This is a genomic window from Mastigocoleus sp. MO_188.B34, assembly GCF_030065675.1.
Classification (GTDB): Bacteria; Cyanobacteriota; Cyanobacteriia; order Cyanobacteriales; family Nostocaceae; genus Mastigocoleus.
This window is the reverse complement of sequence record NZ_JASJDK010000192.1, coordinates 1-10,474: the sequence shown is the minus strand read 5'-3', so window position 1 is coordinate 10,474 and position 10,474 is coordinate 1. Positions and strand designations below refer to the sequence as shown.

5 protein-coding genes and 2 pseudogenes are annotated in these 10,474 nt (G+C 35.3%); 3 read left to right on the top strand and 4 right to left on the bottom strand.

The annotated features are described in order from the left end of the window. A partial coding sequence (locus tag QNJ50_RS27280; RefSeq protein ID WP_300641926.1) for a filamentous hemagglutinin N-terminal domain-containing protein occupies positions 1-3,506 on the bottom strand: 3,506 nt, incomplete at its 3' end. 585 nt (positions 3,507-4,091) lie between these two features. Here QNJ50_RS27280 and QNJ50_RS27275 point away from each other — a divergent pair. Further along, positions 4,092-5,456, top strand: coding sequence for an ABC exporter membrane fusion protein (locus tag QNJ50_RS27275; protein WP_300641924.1), 1,365 nt, complete (start codon positions 4,092-4,094; stop codon positions 5,454-5,456). 137 nt (positions 5,457-5,593) lie between these two features. On the opposite strand, the gene devC is transcribed toward QNJ50_RS27275, so the two are convergent. Further along, entirely contained in the window at positions 5,594-6,766 is a 1,173-nt protein-coding gene (gene devC / locus QNJ50_RS27270) for an ABC transporter permease DevC (protein WP_300641923.1), read from the bottom strand. Between the two features lie 150 nt (positions 6,767-6,916). On the opposite strand from devC, the pseudogene QNJ50_RS27265 reads away from it, so the two are divergent. Together QNJ50_RS27265 and QNJ50_RS27260 are read left to right on the top strand one after the other, a co-directional pair. Next, positions 6,917-7,585: pseudogene (locus QNJ50_RS27265) on the top strand (ATP-binding cassette domain-containing protein); the annotation flags it as partial. A gap of 153 nt (positions 7,586-7,738) precedes the next feature. After that, on the top strand, positions 7,739-8,269 hold the full coding sequence (locus QNJ50_RS27260) for a GAF domain-containing protein (RefSeq protein ID WP_300641928.1): 531 nt from the start codon (positions 7,739-7,741) through the stop codon (positions 8,267-8,269). Positions 8,270-8,594: 325 nt separating this feature from the next. Here QNJ50_RS27260 and QNJ50_RS27255 read toward each other — a convergent pair whose 3' ends face one another. Both QNJ50_RS27255 and QNJ50_RS27250 read right to left on the bottom strand, forming a co-directional pair. Continuing rightward, positions 8,595-9,995 carry a fatty acid desaturase gene (locus QNJ50_RS27255; protein WP_300641922.1) on the bottom strand — a complete coding sequence of 467 codons (1,401 nt, stop codon included), beginning with the start codon at positions 9,993-9,995 and terminating at the stop codon, positions 8,595-8,597. Positions 9,996-10,111: 116 nt separating this feature from the next. After that, positions 10,112-10,255: pseudogene (locus QNJ50_RS27250) on the bottom strand (DUF4349 domain-containing protein); the annotation flags it as partial. Positions 10,256-10,474 lie beyond the last annotated feature (219 nt).

Below are 10,474 nucleotides of genomic sequence, written 5' to 3'. Positions count from 1 at the left end.
CCTGTTGCTTTTGATACGATGCTGCTACTATTCGAAAGTTTAACTGAATCTGTGGCGCTGATATTAATATCTCCTGCTTCCCCATTCATTGTGGATGCAGATATTTTACTATTCGACAATTCTAAAGAATTTAAATTATTTAAGGTAATATTACCATCGCTACCTGATTCTGCGGTGGTCGCAGCTATTTGTGATTGATTGGAAAGGAAAACATCACTAGCATTAATGAAAACACTACCAGCACTTCCATTAGCTTTACTACTAACATTGGCTTGGGAATTATCAGTAATTAGAAATTGGTTTGTACTAATGGTTATATTACCGGCAGTACCATCACCAATAGATTCTGATGCAAGTTTACTACCATTTTCAACTTGAATTGAATCTGTAGTGTTAATTTCAATATTTCCAGCTTTACCATCAGTTGTATTTGCACTGATGGAGCTATTTTCGCTTAATGAAAGGGTTGTTAGGTTTTCTAGTTGAATATCTCCACCAATACCAGATTTGGTAGTTGCAGATATTTCTGCTTGATTAGCAAGATTAACATCATCAGCATTAATTAAAATACTACCAGCATTTCCATCACCTTTACTACTAACATTTGCTTGGGAACTATCAGTCATTGTCAACTGATTGGTATTGATGGTTAATTCCCCTGCAATTCCTGAACCTATTGCTTCCGATATAATCTTGCTATTGTCTGAAATATTGACCAAGTCTTTGGCGTTGATTTCAATATCTCCTGCTTCTGCATTAATCGTAGATGCAGATATTTGGCTATTCAAAAGTTCTAAAGAATTTAAGTTATCTAAGGTAATGTGACCATCAGTACCGGTACCGTATTTTGTTGTTGCAGCTATTTGTGATTGATTTGTCAGTAAAACATCACTAGCATCAATCGAAACACTACCAGCACTTCCATTCCCTTTACTGCTCACATTTGCTTGTGAAAGATTGCTGAGTGTTAATTGACCAGTGGTAATACTCATATTACCAGCAGTACCATTACCAGTTGCTTCCGATACAATTTTACTAGCATTTTCTAATTGAATTGAATCTGTAGCATTAATTTCAACATTTCCAGCCGTACCATTATTTGTAGTTGCATTGATCGAACTACTTCCACTTAATGAGAGGGTTTTTAAGTTTTTTAGTGTAATATTTCCACTGGTACCAGAAAAAGTTTGTGCAGAAATTGTTCCTAGGTTAGTCAAACTTACATCCGCAGCTTGAATTGATATTTCACCTGCATTTCCTTTTGCTATACTACTAACGGTTGCTTGGGAATTATCGTTAATTGTTAACTTGTCGGTGACAATAGATAAAAAGCCTGCTTCTCCATTACCAATTGCTCCTGACGCAATTGTACTATTATCTTCAAGTTTAACTTCATTAGAAGCATTAATAACAATATCACCTGCTTCACCATCGGTTGTTGATGCAGAAATTTTACTGTTTTGATTTAATTGCAAAGATGTTAAATCAAGTAAACTAATGTTTCCGGCTATGCTAGTAATACTACCACTAGATATATCAACTCCATTTTCAAGAATCAATTGCCCAGTTGTAATATTTATATCACCTGGTTTACTATCCCCTAAGGCTCTAGTATATAAATCTGAATCATTCGAAAGTTTTACAGAATCGGTAGCATTAATATTTATATTTCCTCCCTTTCCTCCCCCCACATCAGTGTTGCTGAATACAGTAACACCATCATCAAGGATTAGCTGTTTAGTATCAATATTTAAATTACCCGCATCCCCTGCTCCAGTGCTACTTGTAAATATCAGCACTAAGCTACCAGTCATATCAATTGATTCTGAAGCGTTAATATCAATATCTCCTCCCCTACCAATATTATCATTATTGGCAGATATCACTGCAGCATCTGTAATTCCTTCAACAGTCAATTTCCCAGTTTCAATGGATATATTACCTGCATCTCCCAATCCCCGACTACTTACTAATAAACTGGAGTTAGTTATTGCTACAGAATCATTCGCAATAATTTGAATGTTTCCTCCCTGTCCACTTCCTTCTGTAATACTGGAAATTTCTATTCCGTTGGGAATTATCACCTGAGAAGTACTATCGAGAAGGATATTCCCTGCGTTCCCAAAATCACGACTTGTATCAATATCTCCTTGAATCAGAATATCTCCACCACTTAAATTAGGATTGGCGTTATATTGATTTGTTAAAAACACCAAACCATCAGCGCTATCGATTTTAATATTTCCACCAACAACAATATTGTTACTACTTGGATTTCCGAGCGTATTGGGATTTCCCGGTGTAAAACTACCAGTTCCCGTAACTCCTACAATACCAAATGCGGTAGTACCTGCTCTAATATCTAAAGTTGGTTGAGTTTTACCATTAATTTCTAAACTCTCCCCATTGGAAAGAGTAACTGTTTCCTCTAATCCATTTGCTCCATCTGCACCGGTAATCGTCACATCACCAGTAATATTGACACTTCCCCCAGCGAGAATATGCAATGATGCACCGGTATAACTATCAAAGCTAACATCCCCACTAGCTCTGATAATTGGATCTTTGGGACTCTCTAAATCTCCTAAGTTTCCATCTAATTGTTCAATTTTGAAATTTCCACCACTAAAATAATGAGCATCACCAAGTACTGCTGCTGAACTCCTTAAAACTGAATCATTTCCAGAAAACAAACCACTATCTGGATGATTTAATGCAGAAATATCTAGACTTTGATTCCCTTGCAATAATAAATCATTTCCAGCAGAAGCAATAAAAGGTTTAGTCAGGTAGTCGCGAATCTGCAAAGTATTGCTTGCTTGCAATTTTAAATTTCCACCAGCATTCAACTTCCCGATTAGATTCAGATTTCTCCCTACCAGATTTAAATCTTCTCCAACACTTAAATTTCCTTTGTTAGTAATATCTCCTTGGGTAATATTTAGATTAATAGTATCTAGACTCAGAGGATTTTGAATATGATGAACCTGATGACTTGGATATTGTAAACCAGGAGTAAGATTTATCTCCAGTAACGGTGGTGCTTGGGGGTTAGTAGCACTAAATTCCCAACCATTATCAAATAAGATATTCGGTGTAGTGGTAGCTTTAAATGAACCAGAAATATCTAAACTCGCATTTTGACCAAAAATAATCCCATTGGGATTAATTAAAAATAAATTCGCATTACCCAAAACTCCTAACTTACCCAAAATTGAAGATGTATTTGATCCTGTCACCCGAGTCAGGATATTAGCGATCGCTCCAGGGTTATCAAAATAAACACTTTGACCATTATCAATATTAAATTCTTGAAAGCTATGAAGTAAATTTGAGCCGCGAATCGCACCACCATCAATTCGATTTTTAAGTGAATTAACGGGAGTAACAATAGAGTTTTCTTCACCTAAAGTATTATCTGGGATTAACTGTGCTTGAGTTTTTATAACTGATGCGAATGACAGTATAAGTGATAAGCCCCATAAGGCAAAATGCCGATTGTGCATTTACTTCTCCGTGGAAAACTCTATTTTTGGTCAAAGACGACACTTATAGAATTCCCACATATGAAGATAAGGTAACTACTTGTGACAATTTTTCTATCTGTGTTCTTGCTAGATTGTACGTTCTTAAATTATGTGGAGTCTTGTCAGCTTTTGGTGTTTGTTGACACGTTGGACGCGGCGTAGCCGTGCCCCTTGAACGCGCTTACAGCGAGCGAACACGCGTAGCGCTACGAAACGGTTGTGTTGCAAAAATTAGAGATGCTGAGATAAGGGAAAACTGACAAGACTCGTCAAAAAAGCACGGAACGCAACAGTAATATTTGACGGTATTCAAAAATGTACGATTATCAGTATTTATTCTGTCGATATAGAAAATAAATGAGGTTAAAAAAGAAAAAATAGTAATTTATTTAATACAGAATTAGTATTTGAAATTTGAATAATAAGGAAGGATTAAGAGATTACCACACAAAGGTTTAATCTTTAGTTAAGATATCAATAATTAAGTATTATTCATGTTTGTAAATATTATATAAAAATTCAATTTTTATTTCTTATGAAAATAAATATCAAAATACTTATTTTATGGATAGAAAATTAGGAGAGCTAATTAATGTTAGGGGATCTAGGAGAATCTTTAATCTACAAGAAAATAGAGCATCAAAATTATCAAAACTTTTGATGGTGTTTGCCTTGTCTGGATGGGGATTATTGTTGGTAAGTTGTGGAATTTTTTATAGATTACATATTATTAAGCAACCCCTGATACAGTCTTCTTCTTTCCTTTCCGATCAAGAACTACTAATTCCTTCGAGGGTAGCTGCCTTGGGTTATTTAGAACCTAAAGGAGAAATCACCAAAATATCAGCGCCTACTTTTCGAGAAGGGGCAACAGTGACTCAATTAATGGTTCAACGGGGCGATCGTGTCACCAAGGGTGACATCATTGCCATTCTGAATAATCGCGATCGCCTACAAGCATCTTTACAACAAGCCAAAACCAAAGTAGCAGTTGCCCAAACCAATTTAGCGAAAGTGAAAGCAGGAGCAAAACAAGGAGATATCAATGCTCAAAACGCCCGATTTATGGGTACTCAAGCTGAGTTAGATGGGCAAATTGCCATACACAGAGCTTCTATTGCTAGCCTAGAAGCCCAATTACTCGGAGAAAGAAATACTCAACAAGCTACTATTGAACGATTGAAGACAGAACTCCTTAAGAATACCACTGACTGTCAACGCTATAAAACATTACACCAAAATGGAGCAGTATCAGATCAGGAATATGATCGAGTCTGTTTACAGCAAGAAATTATCCAAAAACAACTCCAAGAAGCTCAAGTAAATCTTCAGCGTATTATTAATACCCTAACCAATAAAATTAGTGCAGCGAAAGCCGATCTTAATCGCACTATTACTACCCTTGAAACAAAAATGATGGAAAATAAAGCTATGCTCAGTGCTATTAGTGAAGTGCGTCCTGTCGATCTTCAACTCGCTCATAGTGAACTAGCCTCAGCCCAAGCTGCCGTCAAACAAGCTGAGACCAATTTGGCATTAGCTTATGTAAGAGCCCCCAAAGACGGTCAAATTTTAAAAGTTCATACTTGGCCCGGGGAAATGATTGACAATCAGGGCATTGTTGAATTAGGAAATACTTCGCAAATGTATGTCACAGCAGAAGTTTATGAAAGCGATATCACAAGAGTCCATCAGGGACAATCTGTTACTATTACTTCTGATGGAGTAGTCGAAGAATTACAAGGAACTGTAGAAGAAATTGGTCTACAGGTTCAACGACAAAAGGTTTTAGGAACTAATCCCACAAATAATGTCGATGCTAGAGTAGTAGAAGTGAAAATTCGCCTAAATTCTGAAGATAGTCAACGGGTTGCCCATTTAACAAACTTACAAGTCAATGCTATTATTGATTCTTCTGAAAACCAATAAAAACTGTAATTGCGATTCGTCATTTGCATTATTTTTTTGGACAAGATAATTTACCAAACCAGTAAAAATACCAGTAATTCTCATCAAGTATTTTTCGTAAGAGAAAGTATATTTCTAGTTCAATATCAGAGTTTAGGTTAAAAAACATCTACTGGATTCGCTTCCTTCAATTTATTAGTAGCAATAACTCCAGAAACTATACAGATTAGAAGAATTAAAAATAGGATAAATATTGCTATATTAAAACTCATTAGGAATTTCATTTTAGTAACTTCAGCTAGAGCATTATAGACAAAACAAGATATGATAAATCCGGGAATATAACCTGAAATAGCAAAAATTAAGACTTGTTCTAACACAATATTTACTAGAAACCTATGACTATAACCAAGTGCTTTTAAGGTGGCATATTCCTTAGTAAACCTGGAGATATTCTGAAACAGCACCTGATACAAAATAACAATACCAATGATAATTGAAAAAATCATTGCAAAGAGAAATACGATCCCCATTGGAGAACTATATTCTATAAATGTCTTATCTTCTTTAATAAGTTCTTTTTTTGACATTACTCTGACATCGTTAGGAAGATAAGCTTTCATACGAGATATCAATTCAGGAACATCAACTCCAGGCTTTACATGCACTAAGCCAGCTATGATTTCTCCTGAGCTTAGACCAAAGGTATTCAAGAAAGTTGCTTCACTAGTAATTAAATTTCCATTGTAATAAGTACTTGCTCCCATCTCAAATAAACCGACAATATCAATTCTCTTTCTTTCAAAACCAACAGAGGTTATTTCGGCACTCACTTTCCCATTATTTTTGACTTCCGTAATTAATGAGGACAATTCTGAGCGAGACTTTCTATCCAATATAAAAAGGTTATTTCCTTTTAAGCTATCTAAATTTTCTATCACCCCTGGCAAATCAATAACATTAGGCTTTAGAGGAAAAGCAATAACTTGAATAGATGCCATAAATTTGGGTTGCTTTTCTAACCGTTTTACTGAAGTCATTGTGGCATAAACTGGTGTTACTGCTTCCACTTCTTCAAAGGCTAAAGCCTGATTTAAGCGGCGTTCTGAAAAAGGAACTGCGAAAGAAAATGAGATGGAAGAATTACTAATTAAAACGATATCACTTTGAAAACTAGCAGCAAATTGAGTACTGCTCTCTAAGAGTCCAATACGGAATCCAACCTGCATAAATAGCAAAACTACAGTAAATGCAATACCAAGAATAGTGACAATTGTCTGTACTTTTTGGTGTAAAAGTTGTGCCCAGGCGATAGATAGTGTTCTCAACATAATTATTATTTATTACATCGGTTCTGTTAGATTTAACTAAATGTCGGTGCAGCTTCCCATCTTCTAAAGTTGTGGGATAAATACCCAACCAAATCTCCGCGTTTTTTAGTGCGGGGAGGATGTCAACAAAAAATTGAAGCAGATAAAGTAATGGCATTAGAATTCACCATTGTCGCCAATCAACTAAACCACTATTACGGGTCAGGAAGTCTCCGTCGTCAAATATTATTTGATATAAATCTTGAGATTCAGCCTGGGGAAATTGTCATTATGACTGGACCATCTGGTTCCGGCAAAACGACACTGTTAACACTGATCGGTGGATTACGGACGGTTCAGGAAGGCAACTTATATGTTTTAGGACAGACAATGGCTGGTGTTAGCAGCAGTCGTTTAAAAAAAGTACGTCGTCAAATTGGTTTTATTTTTCAAGACCATAATCTATTAAGTTCCCTTAACGCCATCAAAAATGTTGAAATGGCTGCGGCACTATATCCAATCTCAGCAGAGGAATCACAAGCAAAATCAAAGGTAGCCTTAGAAGCAGTAGGTTTAGGAAAATATTTACACTCACGCCCAGATCAACTATCAGGAGGACAAAAGCAACGGGTTGCCATTGCCCGTGCATTAGTTAATCAACCCCAAGTTATTTTGGCTGATGAACCCACAGCATCCCTTGATGGACATACAGGGCGTGAAATTGTAGAACTAATGCAAAAACTGGCTAAGCAGCAAAGTTGCACAATTATTTTAGTAACTCATGACAACCGTATTCTAGATATTGCCGATCGGATTATTAGCTTAGAAGATGGACGTTTATCCACGTCGAGAGGCGAACTGCTCCTAAATTTGAGTAATCTCACCTCGTTTATTGCTAATACAGATAGCGGACAGATCAAAAACTTAGTCAACCAACTTTCTAACACACAATTTTCAGAGTTTTTGGGTAAGCTAAACAGTGAATTAAAACAGATGCTAAACACGATTAATTTATTAACTAATCACTCCTTTGACTTGAAATTGCAGACTACACTCCAAGTGATTTCCCTAAAAATAGCTCAATTGCTACAAGCCAAACAAGTGACATTCTTCATTGTTGATCGAAAACATCAGATTTTATGGTCAAAAAATGCTAGAGGAAAAGATGGTGAATTAATTAATATTGAAATTCCCATTGATACTGGAATTGCAGGGCATGTTGCAACGACCGGTGAAACCCTCAACATTCCCGATCCTTACAATGATGCTCGGTTTAATCCCAAAATTGATCGCGATTCAGGATTTAGAAGCCGCAGCATTTTATGTTTACCGATTATCAATAGCCAAGGCGAGGTTTTTGCCGTTGTTGAAGCGCTGAATAAACAAGGTAATATCCCTTTTGATAAACGAGATGAAGAGCGATTTTATGAACTAACCCAATCTTTAGAGTTTGCTGTCCAATCAAGTATCCTATACGCCCAAAGCCGAATGGCACTAAGCAAAGCTACAAGCTTTGCAGAATAAGCATCACAGCTTTTAAAGTTATTTAACAATAAAAAAGATGGCTAGCACTACGTGTTTGGACGCGGCGTAGCCGTTCACCTCTGATGCCCCTCACATTCGCTTGAAGAAGTTAATAACATATCTGACAAGTGTTTTCAGCTTACCTTACATTTTGCACCAACAAAAATTGATGTAATTGTATTACTCAGTAAAAAGCCAAAACTCTTGAATTAGCGATATAAGCTCATAAAAATTAAGTACCTTTATCGCGCTTATTTTGAATTTATCTGGGTTTATACTCAGAGGTGCAAAATATAAGTTACGGTAATTTCTGCACAGTTGCTACTCAAACCTCAAGACCCATTTTTTTGATATGTCTTTGAAATGATTGATGAACTTCAATAAATGTTGTTGAAATGTATGGAATATCATACTTATCACATACATTCCTAACTATAGGACTTATCTTTTTTAATAAAATCGGCTTAAAAGATGGAAATAAATGGTGCTCTATATGGTAATTAAAATATCCATAATGAAATTCGATAAAAGATAATATCCAATTAGTCGGATACCAATTCCCAGACGTTCTTACTTGAATTTCAGCCCATGAAAATTTATTGTGATAAGGATTTATATTTTCATTTAGTGATAATACATTATGAGTTTCCTCATGATTATTATAAAGTAATATAAAGGCGAAAAAAGAGAAAGATATCGAATATATAATAAATAGTATGAGAGCCTTCCAAACCCCATGTAAATATCCGCAATAAAAAATAAGTGAAATAAATGCAACTTTTGATAAAAGATGTCCAATTATCTCGTATCTATAACGTGCAAATTCTCTATTCTTAATTAACCAAATAGTACTCATTGGAAAAGCACGTAAATGATAAAATAATATCCCTATCCAAAAATAAAGATATTGGTATTTATGATGTCTATTAAGTTTGACATACTTATGAATACGTATAGGGACATATTGGTTGGTTTGATAATCTATGGACGAATGAGGTTGATTGTGATGTGTTTGATGAACAATTTGCCATTCCAGCCAAGAAAATCCACTTAGATCCATAAAATGTAAAGCGATAAATCCTAACAATTGATTTTTTGTGAATCCAAAATGAGCAACCATATGAGACATACTTGCTGACGCACAAACCATATGAAACCCTAATAGTATTGATGACAAAACTGAACCACTCATCCAAGTGATATATGATAACAATAGAAATATTGTAGAATGATATAGTAAGTACATTATTCCTTCTGTTAAGGAATAATGTGTTAATTCATTATTGTCTATTAAATAATTCTTTACTCTACTCTTTAGTTCTAACCAAAACTCATCATTATTTAGTTTTTTATAAACTATCCTATCTAAATATTTGCCATTGTTATCTTTATGTAAATTATCTTGATTTACGCAAAGATACCCTACTAAATTAATATTATTATCTTTCAAATAGCGCTCGTTCTTAAGGAAATTTTCCGCATTTACATGGATGTGTGCCGATGCGAATAAACCGCTACAATCTGTCCCTATAATTCCTCTAAATGTGTCACCAAAAGGGTGCTCATGAATAAAATTTGTAATATCGTATACAATTCCATCAATTGCAATCCATGCATCTGAATATGTGGAATGTTTTTTTAATTCTTCGTAGCTAATAAAATTCTTTTTTTCAAAACTACCATCACCATCAGTATTGGCTATTTCTAAAAATTCATAAGTAGGCATAGCTTAAGTTTTTAAGTATTATTACTTAATTAAATGAATTTATTGGTAATATTTTAAGCTAAGTAACTGGCATTTGTCATCATAATTCGGTGAACACAGTAGTAATAAATATGGGGTTCTGGACTAGAATTAACAACTGCGGCTTCTAAATTTAAGATAATTGTGGAATAAGCCACCTGATTTTGTAAGTTTTTGAGTTGAGCATCAATTCGCTCAATTTGCTCTCTTACTTTACTTAGTTCTTGAGTTACACTCAATACAAGTACTTGGAGAAAATTAATTGTATATTTGTCATTGCGTTAGCACGCACCTACGGTGAACAGCTTTGCTGCGGGCTAGTGGAGCGTAGCATAACGTAGCATATGTCCTGTCGGACACGCTAACGCTAACGCAAGGCTTTGAGATTGCTGAGGACGCGCTCCGCGTTCAGCTTTGCTGCGGTCTAACACTATCGTTCGCAATGACATAAATATTTTTGT

Coding starts and splice junctions, on each gene's coding strand:
- QNJ50_RS27275 (WP_300641924.1), top strand. CDS start 4,092: ATGGATAGAAAATTAGGAGAGCTAATTAATGTTAGGGGATCTAGGAGA.
- devC (WP_300641923.1), bottom strand. CDS start 6,766: ATGTTGAGAACACTATCTATCGCCTGGGCACAACTTTTACACCAAAAA.
- QNJ50_RS27260 (WP_300641928.1), top strand. CDS start 7,739: ATGCTAAACACGATTAATTTATTAACTAATCACTCCTTTGACTTGAAA.
- QNJ50_RS27255 (WP_300641922.1), bottom strand. CDS start 9,995: ATGCCTACTTATGAATTTTTAGAAATAGCCAATACTGATGGTGATGGT.